Consider the following 22,423-nt stretch of genomic DNA (forward strand, 5'->3'; position numbering starts at 1 on the left):
CGGCCTCACGCCTTGATCAGTCCGGCGCCGCGGAGCGCGTCCGCGGCGCCGGCGACGGTGTCGAACGGCAGCCCCGACCGCTCGGCGACGTCCAGCAGGCCGTGCTCGCCGTCGGACATGCTGAGCACCCAGAGCATGGCCATCTGGGCCTCCCGGGTGTCGCTGCGGCCGCCGAGCGCCTCGTACAGCCCCCGCCGTCCCAGCTGCGGTTCGCCGTAGGGGCTGAGGTTGAGGTACCGCCGGTTGCGGTCCAGGACGGCGAACGCCTCGCGGCAGACGGCGAGCGTGTCCTCCATCGCCTCGGGCGAGACGAAGTCCGGGTCGTCCGCCGAGGTGTGGTACTCGGGGTAGCCGGCGTACGGGGTCCGGGTGAGCGAGCCCACGCCGAGGTCGAACCCGGGCGAGCAGAACTGCCGCTCGTCGTAGCCGTAGGGAGTGAACTCCCTGATCTCGTGCGGCCGTCCGGAGGCGGTGAGGACGTGCCGCAGCACCCGGTCGATCTCCGCGTCGCCGCGCCTGCTCCGCTTGTACGTCACCTGGCCCGAGTCGCCCGCACAGGCCAGCACGAGACCGTGCTTGACCCGCTCGATCCGCTCCTTGTTGCGGGCCAGCCAGGTGATCGCCCCGATGGTGCCGGGCGCGAACAGGAACCGGTACGTGTAGTACGGCGTCCGTCCGGCCAGCTCCCGGGCCAGGAAGGTCGCCACGGCGACGCCCGCCATGTTGTCGTTGGCCAGCGCCGGGTGGCAGACGTGGCAGGAGACGATCACCTCGTCGGTGACCTGCCCGGGGACCACGTGCTCGGCGTAGGTGAGGTGGCCGTCGGCGAGCGTCGAGTCGACGCACACCTCGTACTCGCCGTCCGGCAGCGCGTCCAGGGTCTCCTGGGCCAGGCAGAAGCCCCACTCCGGCTTGTAGTAGCTGGTGCGGTACGGCACCCAGGACGGCCGGTCCGGCAGGGTGTGCAGATGCCCGCGCAGCTCCTCCAGCGGCATGGTCGCCGCGATCGGCACGCTGTAGCCGAGCACGTGCAGGCTGGACGCGGCGAAGTCGACGACCCGCCTGCCGGTGGCGTCGGCGACGTACGCGTCCCGGATGTTCCACTCCTGCGGGACGGTCCAGTCGAGCACCTGGGTCCCGGTCGGCACCTCGTGCACCTCCAGCGGGAGGTACTCGCCGACGATGTCCAGGGTGGCGCGGACGCCGTCGCCGGTGATGCTCCGGCACAGCGGGTACAGCCGCCGCACCAGCGTGTGCATCTCCTCGCCGACCAGAGTCACCGGCGCCACCGCAGGGTGTCGTCGACGGTGCCGGCCTCGGACGCCGCGCGCAGCACGGCGAGACGGGTGAAGCGCCGCTCGAAGTCCTCCCGGCCCAGGCCGTGCTCGCGGTAGGCGTCGGCGAGTTCGCGCGCTCCCCGCTGCACGGTCCACGCGCAGTCGAAGCCGGGTATCGCCTCGCGGAACCGGGAGAAGTCCACCCGGTAGGAGCGCGGGTCGGCGCCGTTCTCGCCGGTGATCCGCACCTTCGCGCCGTCCACCGCCTCGGCGACCTGCTCGGCGATCTCGGCGACGGTGACGTTGTTGGCCTCGCTGCCGATGTTGAACGCCCGGTCGTGCACCGCCTCGCGCGGGGCGGTCAGCGCGGCCTCGAAGGCCCGCGCGATGTCGGCGGCGTGCACCAGCGGGCGCCAGGGGGTGCCGTCGGAGAGCACCAGGACCTCGCCGGACAGCAGGGCGTGGCCCACCAGGTTGTTCAGCACGATGTCGGCGCGCAGCCGGGGCGAGTAGCCGAACGCGGTCGCGTTGCGCATGTACACCGGGGTGAAGTCCCCGTCGGCGAGGGCGTGCAGGTCGTCCTCCACCCGCACCTTGGACTCCGCGTACGGCGTCACCGGGCGCAGCGGGGCGTCCTCGGCGACCAGCTCGTCGCCGCCGGCGGCGCCGTACACCGAGCACGTCGACGCGTACAGGAAGCGCCGCACGCCGGCCTCGCGGGCCAGCTTCGCCAGCCGCACCGACGCGTGATGGTTGATGTCGTACGTGAGTTCCGGGGCCAGCGACCCCAGCGGGTCGTTGGAGAGCGCCGCCAGGTGGATCACGGCGTCCACGCCGGCCACGTGCTCGGCGGTGACGTCCCGCAGGTCCACCCGGTGCCCCGCCGGGTCCGCCGGCGCCGGGCCGAGGACGCAGTCGGCGAACAGACCGGCGTCGAGGCCGACGACCTCGTGTCCGGCGGCCGTGAGGACCGGGGCCATCACGGTGCCCAGGTAGCCCTGGTGACCGGTCAGCAGTACGCGCAAGGTTCATTCCCCCAGATCGAGAGTGAGTTTGGAGACGGCGAACGCCTCGGCATAGCGGGCGTGGCTTTCGATGCCGCGGATCCGGGCCAGCCCGAGGAAGGCCTCCCGGTCGTACCAGGGCCGGTGCCGCTGCGAGGGGTAGTGCTCCTGCAGCAGACTCACCTTCCGCTCGGCGACCTCCGGCGACAGCGGCTGGTACGCGGACGGACGGCCGAGGTCGCCGTCCCACTTGACGATCTCGTAGCCGAGCACGAGGTGGTCGCGGAAGGCGGTGGTCATCAGCTTCGCCAGACCGCGGTGGTCCTGGTGCGCGTCGTCGGTGCGGGGTGCCAGCACGAGACCGGGATCGGTCCGCGCGCGCAGCTCCTCGACCGCGGACTTCGCCTCCTCCCAATGCGCGGGCAGACGGCCGTCCGGCAGCTTGTGCACGGTCAGCCGCAGGTCGGCGCCCGGGCAGAAGGCGGCGAGCGCGGCCCGCTCCTCCTCCTCCCGTTCACCGCCCCCGCCGGAGAGCACCAGCGCGTCCACACGGAGGCCCGGCCGCGCCCCGCACAGCGTCAGCAGCGTGCCGCCGGCGCCGATGGCGATGTCGTCGCAGTGCGCGCCCACCGCGACGATCCCGTCCAGGCCGCCGGGCCGCAGCCGGATCACGCGGTGCCCGCCGCGGCGCCGGCCCGGTCCGCACCCGCGCCGCCGTGCTCCCACACGGCCCACGGGCGCTCGCCCCGGGAGTAGGCGTCGTCGAGCGCGGCCCGCTCCTTGACGGTGTCGGTCGGCTTCCAGAAGCCGCGGTGCTGGTGGGCCACCAGCCGTCCCCGCTTGGCGAGTTCGGCGCAGCCGTCGGCGACCAGGTCCCCGTTCTCGGGTATGTGGTCGAAGACCTCCTGGCGGAGCACGAAGTAGCCGCCGTTCTCCCACAGCGGCAGCTCGCTCACCGGGGTGATGCCGCCCACCAGGTCGTTGTCGCCCAGCTCCACGCAGTGGAAGGAGGACTGCGGCGGGACGACCATCATCGACGCGCCGGCATCGCGCCGGGAGAACCGGTCGATCATCTCCGGCAGCGGGGCGTCGGTGAGGACGTCGGCGTAGTTCGCGAGGAACATCTCGTCACCGTCGAGGAGATGGCGGACCCGGCGCAGCCGCTCCCCGATGGGGGACTCGATGCCGGTCTGCACGAACGTGATCGTCCACGAGGAGATGTCGGTGGAGAGGAGCTCGGTCCGCCCGCCCCGCAGCACGAAGTCGTTGGACGTCGTCTCCTCGTAGTTGAGGAAGAAGTTCTTGATGTGGTGGGCCCCGTAGCCGAGGCACAGGATGAAGTCGGTGTGCCCGAAGTGCGCGTAGTAGCGCATGACGTGCCAGATCAGCGGGCGCGGCCCGACCATCGCCATCGGCTTGGGGACGTCGTCGGAGCTGCCGTTGCGCATCCGCATCCCGTAGCCGCCGCAGAAGAGAACGACCTTCATGACTGCACCTCGACAATGCTCAGTTCCGGGATGGGGAAGACCAGGCGGCCGCCCCACTCGTGCACGAACGACAGCTGCTCGGTGAGCTCGGCCCGCAGGTTCCACGGGAGGACGAGCACGTAGTCCGGCTTGTCGGCGGCGATCCGCTCCGGCGGCAGGATCGGGATGCGGGTGCCCGGCGTGAACCTGCCGTGCTTGTAGGGGTTGCGGTCGACCGTGTACGCGAGCAGGTCGGGCCGGACGCCGCAGTGGTTGAGCAGGGTGTTGCCCTTGCCCGGGGCGCCGTAGCCGACGACCGTCTCGCCGCGCTCGGCCGCGTCGATGAGGAACCGCAGCAGGTCCCGGCGGACCTTGGCCACCCGGGCGGAGAACTCGGTGTACCCGGACAGCTCCTGGAGCCCGGCGGCCTTCTCCCGGTCCAGCACCTCCGCCACCCGGGCGCTCGGCTCGCCGGCGGCCTCGGAGGGCCGCGCCCACAGCCGGATGGAGCCGCCGTGCGTGGGCACCAGCTCGACGTCCACGAGCGAGAGGCCGCCGCTGGCCAGGGCCCGGATCGCGGCCGCGACCGTGTAGTACTGGAAGTGCTCGTGGTAGATCGTGTCGTACTGGTTCTCCTCGATGAGGGTCAGCAGGTGCTGCACCTCGATGGAGACCCAGCCGTCGTCGGCGACGAGGGCGCGCATGCCCCGCGTGAAGCCGACCACGTCGGGGATGTGCGCGTACACGTTGTTCGCCACGACCAGGTTCGCCGGGCCGTGCTCGGCGCGGACCCCGGCGCCCGTCTCCGGGTCGAGGAAGTGGGTGAGCGTGGGCACGCCCGCGTCCCGCGCCGCGGCACCGACGTTCACCGACGGCTCGATGCCCAGGCAGCGGATCCCCCGGTCCACCACGTGCTTCAGCAGGTAGCCGTCGTTGCTCGCGACCTCGACCACGAAGGAGTCGTCGCCCAGACCGAGCCGCTCGACGGCGTCGGTGACGAAGGTGCGCGCGTGCTCCACCCAGGAGGTCGAGAAGGAGGAGAAGTACGCGTACTCCGTGAAGGTCTCCTCCGGCGAGATCAGCGGAGGGATCTGCGCCAGCCAGCAGTCGGTGCAGACCCGCAGGTGCAGCGGGTACGCCGGCTCGGGCCGGTCCAGTTCGTCCGCGGCGAGAAAGCTCTCGCACGGAGGCGTCGCCCCGAGATCGACGACGCTCGCCAGCGCCGCCGAGCCGCAGAGTCGGCATCGTGTCATCTGATTCCCCCATCCCCGCCCGCGCCGGAGTCCCGGCGCGGGCCTGTGCGTGGTTCCCTGGTCGGCGACGGGACGTCCCCGTCGCCCGACCGCCCCGCTGTCGCGGCGCGGTACTCCTCCTCCAGACGCCTCAGCCCGACGGTCGGGCTGAAGTGGTCCTCGTACCGGCGCCGGGCCGCCTCGCCCATCTCCCGGTTGCGGGCCGGGTCGGCCGCGATCCGGCGCAGGCAGGACGCGAGTCCGGCGGCGTCGCCCGGCCGGTGCAGCAGACCGGTCCCGCCGTCCTCGACGAGCTCGACGAAGCCGCCGTGCGCCGCGGCGACGGCCGGGACCCCCGCGGCCATCGCCTCGGCGACCACCAGGCCGAACGTCTCCCGGGCCATCGAGGGCGCCACCACGGCCACCGACCGGGCGACGGCCTCCCGGCACTGCTCCGGGTCGTACAGGCCGACGTACCGCACGTCGCCCCGGCCCGCCGCCCAGGCGGTCACCTCCCGCTCCAGCGGCCCCGCGCCGGCGATCACCAGCGGCACGCCCAGCCCGCCGCCGGCGGCGATCTCGTCCCACGCGGTCATGAGCAGCGGCACGCCCTTGGCCTCCGCGAGCCGGCCGAGGAAGAGCAGGTGTTCGCCGTCGTCCTTCCGGCCGACGCCCGGGTCGGGCACGAAGTTGTGCTTCACCGTGAGCCGTTCGGCCGGCATGCCGGACCGCACCAGGACGTCGCGCTGCGCCGCCGAGATGCAGAGGAACCGCTCGACGCCGGACCACCAGCGCCGCCGGTTGACCGCCAGGCTGACCGCGAGCGGCACCGTCGCCAGCCGCGAGTCCCGGTAGCAGCCGTGCCGGACCGCCGGCAGCGACGTGGTCGTCCCGACGCACTCGGTGCACGGGCGGCCGTCCCGGTGCAGCGTGCCGGGCGGGCAGACCTGCGTGTAGTTGTGCAGCGTGGCGACGACGGGCACGCCGGCGTCGGCGCAGGCCGCCAGCACCGCGGGCGACAGGAGCGGGAAGACGTTGTGGACGTGCACCACGTCCGGCCGGTCGGCCCGCAGCCGCGCCGCGAGCTCCGTGCGGACCGACGGGTTCCACGGGACCAGGAGCGGCACGGCGGCCTTGGAGAGGAGCGACCGGGCGGCGATGTCGTCGCTGCGACGCTCGAACACCTCGACCCGGTGGCCGGCCGCGCGCAGCAGCCCCACCTCCTCGTCGACGACCCTGTTCTCCCCGCTCGGCTGCGCCGAGGAGTAGCGGTTGTGCACCACAAGGACATGCATGTTCAGGTCACCTCCTGGCCCATCGGGGAACGCGTGGTCGGGTCGCTTCGGCCGCCGGAGCCGTCTCCGGGGCGGGGGCCGCCGCCGGGGCGGCCGGGGCGGACGCGGCCGGGGCCGGGGCCATCAGCAGCGAGGCGGCCAGCGCCAGGTGCAGCAGGTACGCCGAGGCGTCGCCCAGTCCGGCCTCGGTGTACGAGGAGATGGCGACGTAGCTGATCAGGAAGATCGCGCAGGCCCTCGGCAGCGACGGCGGCCGCAGCAGCGCGACGCCGCCCAGCACCATGAGCATCGCCGCCACGATGGTGACGCCCGTCAGACCCTGCTCCTGGTACACCGCCAGCCAGCTGTTGTCGATCGGCAGCCCGTCGAACGACTTGTCGCTCAGGCCCATGCCGAACACCTGCTCGCCGAGCGTCCGGGGCGCGGCCAGCAGGGCGTCCCACACCTTGGCCCGGCCGGTGAGGTTGGAGAAGTTCTCCTGGCTCTGCCCGCGCAGGAACCAGGCCCGCAGCGCGGAGCTGAACACCACCGCCGCCACCGTGGCGCACAGCACCGCCCAGGCGAAGAAGCGGCGGGCGGCGGCGCTGGTCAGGACGAGCGAGCCGATCGCCAGCATCAGCCCGATGATCATGCCGAGGGTGGCCGTCCGGGTGTGGGTCATCGCGAGCAGGACCAGCGAGGGCACGATGACCACCGCCGCGCTCGCCCCGGTGGTGCGGCGCCCCAGCAGGAGCAGCACGGTGAGCCCGATGATCACCGCCGCGTACTGGCCGATCTGCGGCGGCGTGAGCGGCCACAGGGCGCCGACGAGCCGCCCGCCGTAGTACTCGGGCATGGCCGTGCCCGGCGAGACGACGAGCCCGGCGGCGACCAGCACGAGCACCGCGAAGTACATCCGGATGTGGTGGCGGACGAACGTCATGCTCCCGTCCCACCAGCGGGTGAGCAGCCACAGCGTGCCGACGAAGAGGGACAGCCGGGCGCAGCGGAACAGCGCGCCGAGCCCGACCTCCAGGTGCACGCTGGCGATGACGCTCGGCACCAGCAGCAGGGTGAGCAGGAGGACGAAGGCACTGGCCCGGAACCGCAGCCGCGGGTTGACCGCGAGCGCCAGTGTGAAGGCGGCGACCAGCGCGCCCATGGTGGCCATCTGGATGAGGGAGCGGGGCAGCGGGACGACGGTCTTCGCCCCGGCGGAGCCCAGGGTGTTGAGGGCGAGGAGCGCCCAGACCACCCCGACGATCCGGGGGGTGCGTTCAGCGGTCATCGCTCACCGCCCCGCGCGTCGAAGGAGCTGCCCGCGTCCTGCCCGTAGGGCGCGCCCCGCCACCGGGCCGCGTCGAGCGTCCGGCCCGTGTCGTGGGCGACGAACGTCCAGGGCCCCACATAGGCGTTGTCGTGCCACCGGTTCTCCTGCGCGCGGGTGATCGCCTCGCCGACCCGATCGGCGCGGTACGGGGACCCCTCCGGCGTGTCGCCGGAACCGGCCAGCACCGCCATCCGCCCGCACGCCGTCGTGCAGCCGACGGCCGACGGACGGTGCACGAAGCGGTTCCCGTGGATGTCGACCCGCCGCGTCCTCCACCGGCAGTCGTCGTGGAGCGGCGCGGCGGCGATCGCCGGCGGCGCGCAGCGGGCGGTGTCCTTCACCAGCAGCGTGCAGTAGCCGGTGGAGGTGTTGGCCGTGCTGTTGCAGTACCGGTCGGCGTTCTCCCACAGGGTGATCCCCGACCAGTTGTCCTCCAGCAGGTTCCCGTGGACGTCGATCCGGTCCGTGCGGGCGCGGACCCGCGCCTCGCCGCCGGACTCGGACACGTAGACCGTCCCGTACGGGAAGCCGTCGTCGTCCGCGGCGGCCGCCCGGCCCTCGACCAGGCCGTTGCCCCGGATCGTGTTGTCGCGCACGACCGCGTTGTAACTCGTCTCGTAGATCAGCGCGGCCCCGTCGTTGGATTCCAGGACGTTGTCCTCGAAGAGGAAGTCGTTGTTGTTCGTGTCGGCCCACAGGCCGGTCCCGCGGTTGTCGTGCACCCAGTTGCCGCGCACGTCCGCGCCGTCGACGGCCCAGAACTTGATGCCGCCGGTGCAGCCGCAGCCGGGCTGCCGCCGCTCCCAGTCGTCGGTGTTGTTGCCGACGACCTCGTTGCCCTCGACCACCAGGCCCTTGATCGTGTCCCCGGTCTTGTAGGCGTTCATGCCGTACTGCCCGTTGCCGCGCAGACAGCTGGCGCGGAGCTGCTGGCGGGCGCCGGCCATCAGCCCCGCGCCGGAGTTGTACTGGATCCTCGTGTGCTCGATCACCCATCCGTCGGCCATGTCGTGGTTGACCACGCCCTCGTCGTGGGGCGCGACGAACCCCTCCACGGTCAGGTACCCGATGGTCACGTCGCGGGCGGTCCCGCCGAACGCGTACTGGTTGGTCCGCCGGCCGTCGAGCACCGCGCCGGGCGCGCCGAGGTAGCGGTTGCCCTCCTTGGCCTCGACCTGCGCGTAGGCGTCCGCCGTCAGCGTGTGCCGCCCCGGCCGCAGCCAGAACGTGGTGTGCGGAGGGCTGCTCTCGGTCTTCGCGGCCAGGTCGCCCACGACCGCGGGGTCGACCGTGACCGCGCCCGCCGGCGCCCGCTCCGGCCCCGCCGCCGGGGCGGCGCACACCCGGGCCCGCGGCGACCGCGCCCCGACCGAGGCGCCCGCGACCGGCGCGGACGCCCCCGCCGACGGGGAGTGCGCCCCGGCCGGCTTCGCCGGGGCGTCGGCCGGCCCGGTGCATCCGGCCACCGCCAGCAGGAGCAGCACCAGGGGTGCCGCCGGCACCCTCCGGTGCCGCCGCTCGTTCCGCACGTGCCCCCCTAGCCGTGGAACCTGAGCACGGTGGTGAACCCCTCCGCGCCGTCGGCGAAGCCGGTGCCGACCAGCGTGGTGGCGGGTTCCTTGCGCCCGAAGCCGGGGGAGTACCAGCCCAGCGGCGGGTGGCTCTCGCCGCGGTGCGCCCGCCAGGACAGCTCCCCGGGCAGGTCGAGCGCCGCGGAGCGGTCCTCGCCGTCCCGCGTCCAGGTGAGCACGGCCCGGTTCCCCACCAGGTCCGCGGCGACCGAGGGGCCGAGGTGGAACGCCAGCCGGACCTCGCCGCCCCGCCCCCGCACCTCGTCGACCAGCCTCAGCTCGCCGTTCGCGGCCGTCAGTTCCACCCGGCGCCGGTGCACGGAGCCCTCGTACCCGTCGTGTTCGGCGGACCAGCGGCCCCCGGCCTCGCCGGAGGCGTCCACGGCCAGCACGCGGGTGCGGGCGTGCCGGGTCCACAGGAACGGACCGCCGGAGACGGACTGGTCCCCGCCGTCCAGCTGCAGGGTGTTGTGGCCGAGGGTGGAGCGGAAGTACTGCCGCCACTCGGGCTGCCCGTGGTAGCAGAACGTCCCCGGGTCGGCGAGCACGTCGACCCCGTCGTGCCGCACCTCCACGGAGAGCGCGTCGGCGTGGGCGTGCGCGGCGATCGACAGGAACCCGTGCGGGCCGCCGTCGCAGCGGCACCAGATCCCCCCGGGCCCCCGCAGGATCGTCATGCCCGCGTCGGCGAAGTGCGACGGCCGGCGCGCCGGCCGGGTCACGGCCGGCGCGGCGGACCGGATCAGCGAGGCCAGCAGCGGGGTGCGCACATCGGTGCCGGTGACCTCGGGCCACCAGTCGAGCCGGCCGAAGACGGCGTCCCCGGTGGCCAGCAGCGAGCCCCAGCGGTCCGTGCCCGCGCCGTCGAGGACCAGCCCGTGCCCGTCGTCCGCGTCGCCCTGCCGCGGCGGCCTCAGCCGGCCGTCCACGACCGCCGCGAGCGCGTCGGTCATCCGCAGCAGCACCACCCGGAGGGTCGGGGGCACCGGCACCCCGGCGGCGTCGGCCTCGGCCAGCGCCGCCAGTCCCAGTTCGAGCACCAGACCGTGGTACTCGGTCGCCAGCTCCCGGTTGAGGCCCGAGAGGTGGGTGTTGGCGCGCAGCTGCCGCTCCAGCGACCGCAGCGCGTCGCTCCGCCACCGCGCCGACGAGGGGAACCAGCCGAACGCGCAGGCCGCGGCGAACTGCCCGGCGGCCTCGGCGACGACGTGGTTGTTCGCCGAGGAACCCCGGCTGGGGAAGGCCGCCAGCCACCGCTGGTGGTGCCAGATCTGGGTGAGCGCCACCGGGTTCTCCTCGAAGAGCCCGGGCGCCCCCGCCCACCCGTCGAGGAGCCTGCGGACCCACACCCAGGACAGCAGCCGGATGCCCAGCTCGATGCCGCTGGTCCAGTGCACCCCGCGCAGCGGCGCGTTGGCGCCCCACCACGAACGGAGGTGCTCGGCGACCCGCTCGGCGTACCGGTCGTCGCCGGTGAGCGCGTAGGCCGCGGCGAGGACCGTGAGGTACTGGTGGCGGGACGGCTCCCAGATCTGCTTGATGTCGCCGACCGCCTCCTCGTCGCGGTACGGCACGTCGAAGGCGTAGCCCCACGGGGCCCGGCGCCCCGTCTTCGGGTCGTACCACCAGTCGGGGTCGACCAGGTCGTCGCGCTCCACGCCGAAGAACTCGCCGTGCCCGGCCATCAGCCGGTCCGCCTCGGCGACGAGCCGCTTCGCGGCGTCCGGGGGCACCGCGGCGATCGCCCCCGGGGGCAGCAGCGCGGTGAACCGGGCGCCCGTGACCTCCGGGCGGACCGGCCGCGCCGACCGCCACCGCCGCCTGCGCAGCGTGTCGCCGACCCGGCCGCCGACCTCCCGCGGCCCCATCCGGGAGAGCCGCCGCAGGTACCAGCCCGCGCTCATCGTCATCGGGCGCCCGCCAGCGTCACCGGCACACCGCCGGCCAGGCCGGTCCCGACGGCGAGGGTCGCCGCCGTGGTCGCGACGAGCGACTCCAGCGGCACCGGCATCGGCCCGCCGGTCCGCACGGCCTTGACGAACGCGGCCAGTTCGGCCGACTGGCCCTTGTCCCGGGCCTTGGGCAGCCGCGAGCTGACCCACTTCTTGTGCCCGTACACCGAGGCCCGCACGAAGTCGTCGAGCCGCAGCACCTTGCCGTCCGCGACGAGGTCCAGCGTCTCCTTGGGGAAGCCGGGCGCGCCGCTGGTGACGTAGCTGAGGGAGGCGGTGGAGCCGTCCGGGTAGGTCAGCAGGACCTGGAGGTCCTCGTTGCCGGGCGTGGCGGTCGCGTACACGGAGACCGGGTCGGCCCCCAGCAGCCAGCTCGCCGTGTCGACGAAGTGACCGCCCTCGCCGGCGAACCGGGAGCCCTCGGTGCCCTGCCGGAGGTACCAGCTGCCGTGCTCCAGCCGGCCCGCGTTGATCAGGTAGCGCAGGCTCGCCGGTCCGGTCCGGGTGCCGAACTGCCTCCTGGCCTCCTGCAGCAGCGGCGAGAACCGGCGGTTGAACCCGACCTGGAGCCGGTCGTTGCCGGACTCCTCCACGGCCGCGAGCACCCCGGCCAGCTCGTCCTCGGTGAGGGCGAGGGGCTTCTCCACGAAGACCGTCTTGCCGGCGAGCAGCGCCTTGCGGGTCAGGTCGGCGTGCGAACTGTGCCGGGTGACCACGAAGACCGCGTCGACGGACTTGTCGCCGAGGACGGCGTCGAGGTCGGTGGTCGCCTCGGCGAAGCCGAACTTCCGCTGGGCATTGGCCGCCGACAGCGCGGTCGTCGTGACGACCGTCGACAGCTCGACGCCCTCGCGCTGCGCCAGGTGCGGCAGCAGCATCGACGTCGCGTAGTTGCCCGCGCCGACGAACGCCAGCCGCACCGGCGTCCTGGAGTACCGGGCCTGGGACGGCAGTCCGCCGGCGTTCGGCCTGACCGCGGGCACGGCCACCACCGGGGCCGCGGTCTCCCCCGTGTGCTCGGGATAGCGGAACAGCACGGCCACGGCCTTGAGTTCGCCCTCCTTCAGGCTCCGGTAGGTCTCGACGGCCTCGTCGAAGCCGGAGACGTGCGAGATCAGCGGCTCGACGTCGACGCGGCCGCGGGCGACCAGGTCGAGGAAGCACGCCAGGTTGCGGCGCTCGGTCCAGCGCACGTACCCGATCGGGTAGTCCCGGCCCTCCAGCTCGTACTCCGGGTCGTAGCGCCCGGGCCCGTACGACCGGGAGAACCGGACGTCGAGCTCCTTCTCGTAGTACGCGTTCCACGGCAGGTCCAGGCTGCACTTGCCGATGTCGACGACCCGGCCCCGGTCGCGGCTCAGCCGCGCGGCCAGCTCGACGGGCTGGTTGCTGCTCCCGCCGGCCGCCAGGTACACCTGGTCCACGCCGTGGCCGTCGGTGAGTTCGGCGACGGCGGCCTCCACGGCCGCGGACGCGGGGTCGCCGCAGGCCGCCGCGCCCAGGCCCTCGGCCAGCTCACAGCGCGCCGGGTCGGGGTCGACGCCGACCACCCGGGCGCCGGAGGCGACGAGGAGCTGCACGACCAGCTGCCCGATCAGGCCCAGGCCGATGACCAGCGCCACGTCGCCGAGCTGCGGCTCGCCCCGGCGGACGCCCTGGAGCGCGATCGCGCCGACGGTGCCGAAGGCCGCGTGCTGCGGGGCGAGGCCGTCCGGCAGAGGGGTGTAGAGGTTCTTCGGGACCCAGTTCAGCTCGGCGTGCAGCGCGTGCTCGTTGCCCGCGCAGGCCACGAGGTCGCCGACCGCCACGTCGTCGACGCCGGCGCCGACCTGCTCGACGACCCCGCACAGCGAGTAGCCGAGCGGCGTGTAGGAGTCCAGCTTGCCCATCACCTTGCGGTAGGTGGCGGGCACCCCGTTGGTGGCGACGCTCTGCACGACCTTGGCCACCTGGTCCGGCCGCGACCGGGCCTTGCCCAGCATCGACATGCCGGCCTCGGAGACCTTCATGAGCTCGGTCCCGGTGGATATCAGCGAGTAGGCCGTCCGGACCAGCACACCGCCCGGCTTGCACCCCGGCACCGGCACGTCGAGCAGCGTCAGTTCACCGCTCTTGTAGTTCTGTACTACCTGTTTCACCGAAGTCCTCTTGTCTCTACGCAGTCAAGGAAGGGTGCTGGTCGGACCCGGCGGTCGCGCCGCGGTACCAGTACTCCAGGGTCAGCACGTGCCACAGGTGCTTGGAGAAGTCCCGCTGCCCGGCGGCGTCCTGCGCGACCATGCGCGCCAGCGCGTCGCGGCGCAGCAGTCCGGAGCCGACGAGCACGCCGTCGTTCACCACCTCGCGCACCAGCGGCGCCAGGTCCCGGCTCATCCAGGCCCGCAGCGGGGCGCTGAACAGGCCCTTGGGCCGGTAGACGATCTCCCGGGGCAGGACCGAGGTGGCCGCCTCCTTGAGGACGGCCTTGCCCTGGCGCCCGACGATCTTGCGGTCACCCGGGACCGCGAACGCGGCCTTGACCACCTCGACGTCCACGTACGGCACCCGCACCTCCGTGGACGCGGCCATGCTCGACCGGTCCGTGTACGCGAGGTTCAGGCCCGGCAGGAACATCCGGGCGTCGCCCAGGCACATGCGGTTGACGAAGTCGTCCAGGTCGTTGTCCCGGTAGACGTCCGCGTGCTCCGTCAGCACGTCCCCGACCGTCCCGGCCAGGTCCGGATCGACCAGGGCGAGCAGCTCCTCCCGGTCGTACATCGTGTAGCTCCGCCGGAACGCCGTCTCCTCCGGCAGGTCGGCGAAGGAGAGGAACCGCTTCGCGAAGCGCACCGACCGGTACCCGCGGCGGGCCGAGGCGACCGGCAGCCGGTCCACGGCCGCGGACACCCCGCGCCGCAGGGGCCGCGGCACGCGCTGGTAACGCAGGGCGATCAGGTTGGCCAGGTGCTTGCGGTAGCCGGCGAACAGCTCGTCGGCGCCCATCCCGGAGAGCATCACCTTGACCCCGGCCTCCCGGGCGGCCTGGCAGATCAGATACGTGTTGATGGCGGCCGGGTCGCCGATCGGCTCGTCCAGGTGGTACGTCATCCGCGGCAGCAGGTCCAGCACGTCCGGGGCGATCTCGATCTCGTGCAGGTCGACGCCGAACCGCGCGGCGACCTGCCGGGCGTAGCGCAGGTCGTCCGGCATGGCCTCGAACCTGGCGTCCTCGGCGCGGAACCCGATCGTGTAGGCCGAGATCCCCGGCTGTTCGGCCGCCGCGAGCGCGGTCAGATAGCTGGAGTCGAGACCGCCCGACAGGAAGGTCGCCACCGGCACGTCGGCCAGCAGATGACGCCGGGTCGACTCCTCGACGACGGCCGCGATGTCCGGGAGGTCCCCGCCGCGGGCCCGCTCCCGGCCCTCGGCCGCCACCTCCCGCAGGTTCCAGAACCGGCCGCGGTCGGTCCGCCCGTCGGGCCGGAAGCGCATCCAGGTCCCCGGCGGGAGCTTCTCCGCGTCGCGGAACGCGCACCGCGAGTCCGGCACCCAGTAGTACAGCAGCGAGGCCACCAGCGCCCCGTGGTCCACCTCCAGGGATCCGCCCGTCACGGCGGCCAGCGCCTTGAGCTCGGAGGCGAACACCAGCCCCTCGCCCCGCCGGAGGAGGAAGAGCGGCTTGATGCCCAGCTGGTCACGGGCGAGCACCAGCTCACCGGTCCGCTCGTCGAAGATCCCGAACGCGAACATGCCGCGCAGCCGGGGCAGACAGTCCGTGCCCCAGCGCCGCCAGGCCTCCAGGAGCACCTCGGTGTCGGAGGTGCCCCGGAAGCGCACTCCGGCCGCCGCCAGCTCGGCGCGCAGCTCCGGCGCGTTGTACAGCTCCCCGTTGTAGGTCAGCACGAGGCCGTCCGAGACCATGGGCTGCGCGCCCGTCTCGGAGAGGTCGACGATGGCCAGCCGACGGTGCCCCAGGTGCACTTCGCCGTCGGCGACGGGGTGGCTGTAACGGCCCGCCCCGTCCGGTCCCCGGTGGGCGAGGGTCTCGGTGAGCCGGTCGGCCACGAGCTTCCCGTCCGGCCACCGGTACGTCCCTGCGATGCCACACATGTCCTACCGTGCCTCCTGGTCGCTTTCCGGTACCCGTGCCGCCCACTTCGGCAGCCGTTCCCCCCGCAGCCGGCCCGCCCCGTTCTGCCGGGCGAGCAGTTCCCCCTGCCCGCGCAGGGCCGTCTGCAGCCCGTCCCACAGCGTGCCGTCGGTCCGGTCGCGCGGGTCGGGGTCGATCAGCACCACCCCGATCACCGGGATGTGCTGGTCCGCGAGCTGCCGCGCCACCGTGTGCAGCCACGCGGCGCTGCCGTGCCCGGCCCGTACGACGAGAACGGTCCGCGTACCGAGGTACTGGAGGTCCGTCCACGCCGTGCCGGGCGCCACCGAGCCGACGCCCACCAGCCGTTCCTGGTGCGCCGCCGCCGCGGCCTGCTCGCCGCTGACCACGGTCGGGCCCCCCGCCTTGCCGCGCCGGTCCACGAGCTGCCGGCCGGGCAGCCCGTCGACGACGACCACCGGCCCGTCCGCCTCCAGCGCCGCCGCGAGGTCGAGGGCGATGCCGCCCGCGCTGCGCGCACAGCCCAGCTCCAGCAGCGACACCGGCTCCGCCGAGCCGCGCACGGTGCGCGCCAGGGAGACGGTGAGCCGCTCGCGGGCCGCCCCGGTCCGGCGGCGCCGCCAGGGCACGGCCGTCCGGCGGGGCAGCTCGGCGATGACCGAGGCGCCCAGGTTCGCGGCGATCTCCCGCCGCAGCACCGGCCGGTCCGCCACGACCGCGCCGACCGCGGAGACGGCGAGCCCGAGGACGAGTCCGAGGGCCAGTCCGATGCCCGCGTCGGTGGCGAGGGCCCGGGGCAGCGAGTGCCGCACCGCGCGCGGCGCGTCCACGATCTGCGTACCGGAGATCAGCCGCGGCGTCCCGATCCGCGCCTCCGCGGCCCGCTGGTCGAAGTCGCTGATCCGCGAGGTGAGTTCGGCCCGGCGGGCGAAGAGCGACTCCATGTCCGCCGACGCCTTCGACCCGCTCGTCGGCGCTCCCTCCCCGATCGACTTGTTGACCTGCGCGAGTTCCCCGCGCATCCGGTCGCGCTGGTCGAGCAGGGCCTTGGCCTCGGAGTTCGCCGCCTCCCTTATGCGCCGCACGTGGTCCGTGACGAACACGTCGGCCAGCGCCCGCGCGCGGGCCACCGCCTGCGCGTCGGTGTCGCCCGTCGCCTCGATCTGCAGCAGGTTGTTGGTCAGCCCGGTCCCCAGGTACTCCTGCATGAAGTCCTCGGGCTTCTCCGCGGACTTCAGCGACGTCAGGGCCTGCTCGGCGATCCGCGTCGTCTGCAGCAGCGCGACGTCGGTGCGGATCAGCGTCCCGGGGTCGTTCGGCTGGTCCTCCTGGTGCGCCACCAGGAGCTTGGTCACCGCCGTCGGCGCGGGCGGCAGCAGGACCGCCACCGCGGCGCCGAGGAGCAGCCCGAGCAGCGCCAGGGAGCACCAGACACGGCGCCGCCTGCGCACCGCCACCACCAGCGTCTGCAGGTCGAGCAGCGGAGCGGCGGCCGACGACTCGGAGGTCGTACTCGTCGTCACCCTCGGACTCCCGTCACGTCGTCGGTCCTCGTCGGCTCCGGTACGGCCGCCTTCCGCGCGCGGCCGGAGGACCGCGCCGGACGGGCCAGGACCGTGCCCGCCAGCACGACGCCGACGACCTCGTGCCGGGCGTCCGCACACGCCTCGGCGACGCCGGCGAGCTCGCCGGCGGTCCAGCTGCCCGCGCTGAGCATGATCAGTGCGCCGGTCTCGTCGTCCCGGTCCGGCAGCATCGGCTGGGTCACCGAGACGGCCGTCACCCGCAGCAGCGGCTCGCCGGCCGCCTCGGCGACCAGCTGTCCGGCGGCCCGGAGAGCGGTCTCGTCGCCCTCCGGCACGACGACCAGCAGCGACCGGGAGGCCGGCAGCCGGTCCCGCAGGCGGGCGCACACCCGCCGGTAGCGGGTCTGCCTGCTGGCCTCGTCGCCCGACGTGCGCGGCACCGGCAGGTCCCAGCGGACGTCGAGGCCGAGGAGCCGGCGGACCAGGCCCCGCGGGCCGCGGCCCTCCGTGCGGTGCGCGGCCCGTTCGGCCGGCACGTCGACGGTGCCCAGCAGCGTCGAGCGCAGCGCGGCGGTGATCTCCGCCTCGGTGCGCAGCCGGCGGCTCATGCGGGCCGCCGTGAGGTGGCCGACGACCGCGATCAGGAAGGCCAGCACCGCCCCGGCGGCGACGAGCTGCGTCCGGGTCGGCGGCGCCTTGCCGTCCGGCCGGGCCGCCGGCCCCATGACGACCAGGTTGGCCTTCACGGCCTTGCTCGAGGCCGGGTCGGCCTGGTCCAGCTTGTCCATCGCCTCGCGCAGCGAGGTGCGCAGCTTCTCCAGGTCGGTGCGGGTCTGCACGCTCTCCACACTGCTGCCCGGGTCGGCGGCGTCGGCCAGCTCGGTGATCCGCCGGTTGGTCTGCTCCACCTGCTTGTGCAGCGCGCTGAGCCGCGCCGCCGCGTCCGGGTCGGTCCCGTTGCCCAGGACCCGCGCGGCGAACGTGACGAACTGACGGGCCGTCTGGTCCGCGAGCCGCTGCGCGCGTTCCGGGGTGTCGGCCGTACCGGAGATCTTGATGATGTTCCCGTCCGACGCCTCGGCGGTCACCTGCTCCCGCAGATCGGCGGCGCTGACCCCGCCCCAGGCGAGGGCGGCCGCCACGCGGTCGACCACCACCGAACTGGTGGCGATCTGCGTCTGGGTGCGGAGCTCGCGCTCCTCCCAGGCCCCCGGCAGCAGGACGGACGCCGAGGTCGTGTAGCGCGGAGGGAACAGCAGGGAGGTGCCGTAGCCGACGAGCGCGCCCACCAGCACCAGCAGGGTGAGCAGCCGCCGGCGCCGACGGACAATCCGCCCGATGGTGACCAGGCGTATCGTGTCATCGCTCAACGGTGCGGCCTCGTCCCTGTGCTGTCGGCGAGCCCGCCTGTGCCGGGGCGCCCGCGCGCCAGGCGGCTTCGTAGGCGTCGAGCAGGGAGCGCTGGGAGTTCCGCCAGGCCAGCGGACCGTTGATCCGCTCCTGGCCGATCTTGCCCATCCGGGCCCGCTCCTCCGGGTCGTCCAGCAGGAGCCCGACGAGCCTGGCGAACTCGGACTCGTCGTTGGCCGGCGCGTAGACGGCGGCGTCTCCGGCGGAGACCCGCGCCTCCCGGAGGTCGAAGGAGACGATGGGCCGGCCCATCACCATGTACTCCAGGACCTTGTTCATGGTCGACACGTCGTTGAGCGGGTTGTACGGGTCGGGGGAGAGACAGACGTCCGCCGTGGACAGGTAGCGCACCAGGTCGGCGTCCGGGACCCGCCCGGTGAACTCCACCCGGTCCGAGAGACCGAGCGTCCGGGACAGCTCGACCATCGCGTCGAAGGTGTCTCCGGCGCCGACGAACACCGCGTGCCAGTCGGTGCGACCGACCTCGTCGCGCAGCTTCGCCAGCGCCCGCAGCGCGTAGTCGACGCCGTCCTGCGGACCCATGACGCCCAGGTAGCACAGCAGGTGGGGCTTGCCGCGCTTCAGCTCCGGCTCGGGCGGCACCGGGCGGAACCGCTCCGTGTCGGGGGCGCTGCGCACCACGAACACGTCCTCGGGCCGCCGGCCGCCGCGGCGCACCGCGACGTCCCGGTAGCTCTCGTTCGTGGCGAGGACGACGTCGGCCGTCCGGTAGGTCATCCGCTCCAGCGCGCACACACCGCGGTAGAGCAGGTCCTCGCCGCGGTCGAACCGGGACAGGTACAGCTCGGGCACCAGGTCGTGCTGGTCGAAGACGAACCGGGCCCCGCGCCGCTTCAGCCGGCGGGCCGGCAGGAAGAGCAGGTCCGGCGGGTTGCAGGCGTGGACCACGTCGACCGGGCCCACCTTCCGGGCCAGCCGGAGGGTGTGCCACAGCGCCGCGCCGTACTCGCGCACGTAGCCGGCCGGGCCGCCGGTGGCGGCCTTCAGCGGGTAGCGGTGGATCCGCACCCCGTCGATCACCACCTCCGCCTCCGTGTCCCGTTTGCTGCCGCGGGGGCAGATGACGTCCACCTGCCATCCCGCGTCGCGCAGGGTCGTGCACTCCTGCCACACCCGCCGGTCGAACGGCACCGACAGGTTCTCCACCAGGATCAGCGCGCGCCGGTTCGGCCGGTCGCCGCTGGTCTCGTCACCAAGCAAGGCCCACGTACCCAGGTTCGGCCCGGCGCGTCTCGGCGTCGGGAAGGCGGATGAGGTCGATGATCAGCGGGCCCTCGCCATGGGGGAGCGCCGCCAGCACGGCCGGGTCCTTCGTCCCGACCAGGCACACCTCGGCGTGGTCGAGCACCTCGTCGACGGAGTCGGCGAGCAACTGCGCGAGGTGCGGCAGCCGGGTCTCGATGTACTCGCGGTTGGCGCCCAGGAGCCGGGAGAGGCTCACGTTGGCGTCGTGGATCCGCAGGTCGTAGCCCTTGCCGAAGAGGCGCTCCGCCAGCTCGACGAGCGGGCTCTCGCGCAGGTCGTCGGTGCCGGGCTTGAAGGACAGGCCGAACAGGCCCACCCGTCGCTTCCCGGTGCGCTCGACCAGCTCCACCGCGCGCTGGAGGTGGTCGGCGTTGGAGGGCAGCACGTGGGAGAGGATCGGCACCGAGACGTCGGCCCGCTGGGCCGCGTGGACCAGGCTGCGCAGGTCCTTGGGCAGGCAGGAGCCGCCGAAGGCGAAGCCGGGCCGCAGGTACGCGGGGCTGATGTTCAGCTTGCGGTCGGCGAGGAACACGTCCATCACCTGGTGCGAGTCCACGCCGAGGGCGTGGCAGACGGCACCGAGCTCGTTCGCGAAGCCGATCTTGAGGCCGTGGAACGCGTTGTCCGCGTACTTGATGGCCTCGGCGGTCGGCACCGGGACCCGGAACACCTCGCCGGGCAGCCCCTCGTACAGCGCCGCCACCACGTCGCCGCTCGCCGTGTCCAGCTCGCCGATGACGGTCTTGGGCGGGTCGAAGAAGTCCTTGACGCTCGTGCCCTCGCGCAGGAACTCCGGGTTGACCGCGACGCCGACGTCCACGCCGGCCGTGCCGCCGACGTACTTCTCCAGGATCGGCACCAGCAGGTTCAGACAGGTGCCCGGGAGCATGGTGCTGCGGAACACGACGGTGTGCCGTCCGCCCCGCTCGGCGAGCGCGGCGCCGATCTCCTCGGTGACCCGCTCCAGATAGGTGGTGCACAGGCTGCCGTTGGGCTCGGACGGCGTGCCCACGCAGATCAGCGACACCTCGCTGTTCATGACGGCCTCGCGGACGTCGGGGGTGGCTCTCAAGGCCCCGGACGCCACGACCTCGGCGACGAGTTCGCCGATCCCCTCCTCGACCACCGGGGCCTTGCCGTCGTTGACCAGGTCGACCTTCACCTGGTTCACGTCGACACCGATGACCTCGTGCCCCATGCCGGCCAGGCACGCGGCCGACACGCAGCCCACGTAGCCGAGCCCGAAAACGCTGATCCTCATGACCCGTCCCTCCCCCCGGGCAGGCCCTTCCGGCCCGCCCTCCGTACGCCCGACCGACCGCGACCCCCGCGCATCAGTAGGCCCCCTGCCCGTACACCACCGCACGCAGCGTCTTCCACAAGATCACCGTGTCCAGCGCGAGCGACCAGTCCTCCACGTACCGCAGGTCCAGCCGGACCGCCTCCTCCCACGACAGGTCGCTGCGTCCGCTGATCTGCCACAGCCCGGTGAGGCCGGGTTTCACCAGCAGCCGCCGCCGGATGTCCGGCCCGTACGCCGCGGACTCCTCCGGCAGTGGGGGGCGCGGTCCGACGAGCGACATCGATCCGGTCAACACGTTCACCAGCTGCGGGAGTTCGTCGAGCGAGTACCGGCGCAGCACCGAGCCGACCCGCGTCACCCGGGGGTCCCTGCGGAGCTTGAACAGCAGCCCGGCGCCCTCGTTGAGCTCGGCCAGCTCGTCCCGCGCCCGGTCGGCCCCGGACACCATGGTGCGGAACTTGAGGATGGTGAACTCGCGGCCGTCCTTGCCGACCCTGCGCTGCCGGTAGAACGCCCCACCGCGGCTGTCGACGAGCACGAGCAGCCCGACGAACGCCATGAGCGGCGCGAAGAGCACCAGCAGGACGGCCGCGCCGAGCCGGTCCACGACCCCCTTGATCGCCCGGCGGCCGCCGGTGAACGTCGGCATGCTCACCCGCAGCAGCGGGATGCCGAGCACCGCGTCGACGTGCAGCCGGGGACCGGCCACCTCCATCAGCACCGGCGCGACCACCATCTCGGCGTCGCTGCCCTCCAGGTTCCAGGCCAGCCGCTGCAGCCGCTCCGGCGACCAGTGCGGGTCCGGCGTGATCGCGACGACCCGGTAGCCGTCGCGGCTGACGTGGTTGGCGACGTCCGCGAGCGGGCCGACGACCGGCACTCCGTCCACGTGGTCGCCGTCGGGCCCCAGGCCGTCGGTCGTGCAGACCGCGTCCACCCGCCAGCCGAGGTGCGGGAACTTGCGGGTGCGGGTGATCAGGTCGCTCACGGTGGCCGGGCTGCCCGCGGCCAGCACCGGCCGCAGGCACCGTCCCTCGTTGCGGTGCCGGTGGAGCCCGACGCGCAGCACGTACCGCGCGGTCATCGTGACGAGGGCTATCGCCGGTATGGCGACGAAGATCCACAGCTTGATGTTGTGCGAGGTCAGCGCGATGCCGCCGAGCGCCAGGATGACGGTCGCCGTGAACAGCGAACGGCCCAGCCGGCGGAACTCCTCGGCGCCCTGGCCGAGTACGGCCGGCGCCCACGACCTGTTCACCGCGAGCGCGGCCAGCACCAACAGCTCGGTGCCGAACGCCAGGATGCCCCACTTCTCGTGCCAGTTGGCCGCGTCGCGGGCCCCGAAGAAGTTCCCGATGGTCCCCGCCACGAGGGCGGTCGCCACGGTGTCGCTCATGATCACGGTACGGCGGTACCGCTGCTCCCAGTCGGTCGACGACCGGCTGATCGGCCCGTTGTCCAGACTCCCGCGCGTTGACGGAAACGGGCTGACTACTCCCCCTTGCCGCACAGAACCCCCCAGGTCCCCAGTGGTTCGACGTGTTCGCCTAACACTGTTCCTCCGCCCGGGAGGTCCCCGCCCTCCCGCACATGACATCCCTGTTCCAGAGCTGCTCGAACGCCTCTGGTCGGCGGCAGGTGACGCACGTGGCTGCCGGCCCCCCGAGGCGCACGGGATCCCGTCGGAACCCCGGGTGCTCCCCGCACCCGAGGCCCTCTCAG

General features: G+C 73.4%; 16 protein-coding genes. All 16 read right to left on the reverse strand.

Annotated features, from left to right (window positions below; translation table 11 throughout):
• Positions 1-5: 5 nt before the first annotated feature.
• Positions 6-1,289 carry a DUF4910 domain-containing protein gene (locus ACZ60W_RS26415; RefSeq protein ID WP_469757861.1) on the reverse strand — a complete coding sequence of 428 codons (1,284 nt, stop codon included), beginning with the start codon at positions 1,287-1,289 and terminating at the stop codon, positions 6-8.
• Positions 1,277-2,302 carry an NAD-dependent epimerase/dehydratase family protein gene (locus tag ACZ60W_RS26420; protein ID WP_469757862.1) on the reverse strand — a complete coding sequence of 342 codons (1,026 nt, stop codon included), beginning with the start codon at positions 2,300-2,302 and terminating at the stop codon, positions 1,277-1,279. Before ACZ60W_RS26420 ends, ACZ60W_RS26415 begins: the two co-directional genes overlap by 13 nt.
• A 3-nt stretch (positions 2,303-2,305) precedes the next feature.
• Positions 2,306-2,953, reverse strand: coding sequence for a PIG-L deacetylase family protein (locus ACZ60W_RS26425; RefSeq protein ID WP_469757863.1), 648 nt, complete (start codon positions 2,951-2,953; stop codon positions 2,306-2,308).
• Positions 2,950-3,768 carry a glycosyltransferase family protein gene (locus ACZ60W_RS26430; RefSeq protein ID WP_469757864.1) on the reverse strand — a complete coding sequence of 273 codons (819 nt, stop codon included), beginning with the start codon at positions 3,766-3,768 and terminating at the stop codon, positions 2,950-2,952. The genes ACZ60W_RS26425 and ACZ60W_RS26430 overlap by 4 nt, the downstream gene beginning before the upstream one ends.
• Entirely contained in the window at positions 3,765-5,000 is a 1,236-nt protein-coding gene (locus ACZ60W_RS26435) for a class I SAM-dependent methyltransferase (RefSeq protein ID WP_469757865.1), read from the reverse strand. Before ACZ60W_RS26435 ends, ACZ60W_RS26430 begins: the two co-directional genes overlap by 4 nt.
• Positions 4,997-6,274, reverse strand: a complete 1,278-nt coding sequence (locus ACZ60W_RS26440; RefSeq protein ID WP_469757866.1) for a glycosyltransferase — start codon at positions 6,272-6,274, stop codon at positions 4,997-4,999. The genes ACZ60W_RS26435 and ACZ60W_RS26440 overlap by 4 nt, the downstream gene beginning before the upstream one ends.
• 7 nt (positions 6,275-6,281) lie before the next feature.
• Complete coding sequence (locus ACZ60W_RS26445) at positions 6,282-7,541, reverse strand: O-antigen ligase domain-containing protein (protein WP_469757867.1); 1,260 nt, start codon at positions 7,539-7,541, stop codon at positions 6,282-6,284.
• A complete protein-coding gene (locus tag ACZ60W_RS26450; RefSeq protein WP_469757868.1) occupies positions 7,538-9,112 on the reverse strand; it encodes a right-handed parallel beta-helix repeat-containing protein in 1,575 nt (524 codons plus the stop codon). Before ACZ60W_RS26450 ends, ACZ60W_RS26445 begins: the two co-directional genes overlap by 4 nt.
• 8 nt (positions 9,113-9,120) lie before the next feature.
• Entirely contained in the window at positions 9,121-11,064 is a 1,944-nt protein-coding gene (locus tag ACZ60W_RS26455; protein WP_469757869.1) for an alginate lyase family protein, read from the reverse strand.
• Positions 11,061-13,244 (reverse strand): bi-domain-containing oxidoreductase, encoded by a 2,184-nt coding sequence (locus tag ACZ60W_RS26460; protein WP_469757870.1) that lies wholly within the window; start codon positions 13,242-13,244, stop codon positions 11,061-11,063. The genes ACZ60W_RS26455 and ACZ60W_RS26460 overlap by 4 nt, the downstream gene beginning before the upstream one ends.
• A gap of 16 nt (positions 13,245-13,260) precedes the next feature.
• Complete coding sequence (asnB, locus tag ACZ60W_RS26465; RefSeq protein WP_469757871.1) at positions 13,261-15,195, reverse strand: asparagine synthase (glutamine-hydrolyzing); 1,935 nt, start codon at positions 15,193-15,195, stop codon at positions 13,261-13,263.
• 3 nt (positions 15,196-15,198) lie between these two features.
• Positions 15,199-16,719 carry a Wzz/FepE/Etk N-terminal domain-containing protein gene (locus ACZ60W_RS26470; RefSeq protein ID WP_469757872.1) on the reverse strand — a complete coding sequence of 507 codons (1,521 nt, stop codon included), beginning with the start codon at positions 16,717-16,719 and terminating at the stop codon, positions 15,199-15,201.
• Positions 16,716-18,092, reverse strand: coding sequence for a Wzz/FepE/Etk N-terminal domain-containing protein (locus ACZ60W_RS26475; RefSeq protein ID WP_469757873.1), 1,377 nt, complete (start codon positions 18,090-18,092; stop codon positions 16,716-16,718). The genes ACZ60W_RS26470 and ACZ60W_RS26475 overlap by 4 nt, the downstream gene beginning before the upstream one ends.
• Positions 18,082-19,353: a glycosyltransferase family 4 protein gene (locus ACZ60W_RS26480; protein WP_469757874.1), complete on the reverse strand. Its 1,272-nt coding sequence runs from the start codon at positions 19,351-19,353 to the stop codon at positions 18,082-18,084. The genes ACZ60W_RS26475 and ACZ60W_RS26480 overlap by 11 nt, the downstream gene beginning before the upstream one ends.
• Complete coding sequence (locus ACZ60W_RS26485) at positions 19,343-20,659, reverse strand: nucleotide sugar dehydrogenase (RefSeq protein ID WP_469757875.1); 1,317 nt, start codon at positions 20,657-20,659, stop codon at positions 19,343-19,345. The genes ACZ60W_RS26480 and ACZ60W_RS26485 overlap by 11 nt, the downstream gene beginning before the upstream one ends.
• Before the next feature lie 73 nt (positions 20,660-20,732).
• Positions 20,733-22,211: a sugar transferase gene (locus ACZ60W_RS26490; RefSeq protein WP_469757876.1), complete on the reverse strand. Its 1,479-nt coding sequence runs from the start codon at positions 22,209-22,211 to the stop codon at positions 20,733-20,735.
• Positions 22,212-22,423 lie beyond the last annotated feature (212 nt).

The organism is Streptomyces sp. NPDC104202 (assembly GCF_055584185.1).

Bases quoted from the DNA above. Each gene is read 5' to 3' on its own strand.
- ACZ60W_RS26430 (WP_469757864.1), bottom strand. From the start codon at position 3,768: ATGAAGGTCGTTCTCTTCTGCGGCGGCTACGGGATGCGGATGCGCAAC.
- ACZ60W_RS26435 (WP_469757865.1), bottom strand. From the start codon at position 5,000: ATGACACGATGCCGACTCTGCGGCTCGGCGGCGCTGGCGAGCGTCGTC.
- ACZ60W_RS26440 (WP_469757866.1), bottom strand. From the start codon at position 6,274: ATGCATGTCCTTGTGGTGCACAACCGCTACTCCTCGGCGCAGCCGAGC.
- ACZ60W_RS26445 (WP_469757867.1), bottom strand. From the start codon at position 7,541: ATGACCGCTGAACGCACCCCCCGGATCGTCGGGGTGGTCTGGGCGCTC.
- ACZ60W_RS26455 (WP_469757869.1), bottom strand. From the start codon at position 11,064: ATGACGATGAGCGCGGGCTGGTACCTGCGGCGGCTCTCCCGGATGGGG.
- asnB (WP_469757871.1), bottom strand. From the start codon at position 15,195: ATGTGTGGCATCGCAGGGACGTACCGGTGGCCGGACGGGAAGCTCGTG.
- ACZ60W_RS26485 (WP_469757875.1), bottom strand. From the start codon at position 20,659: ATGAGGATCAGCGTTTTCGGGCTCGGCTACGTGGGCTGCGTGTCGGCC.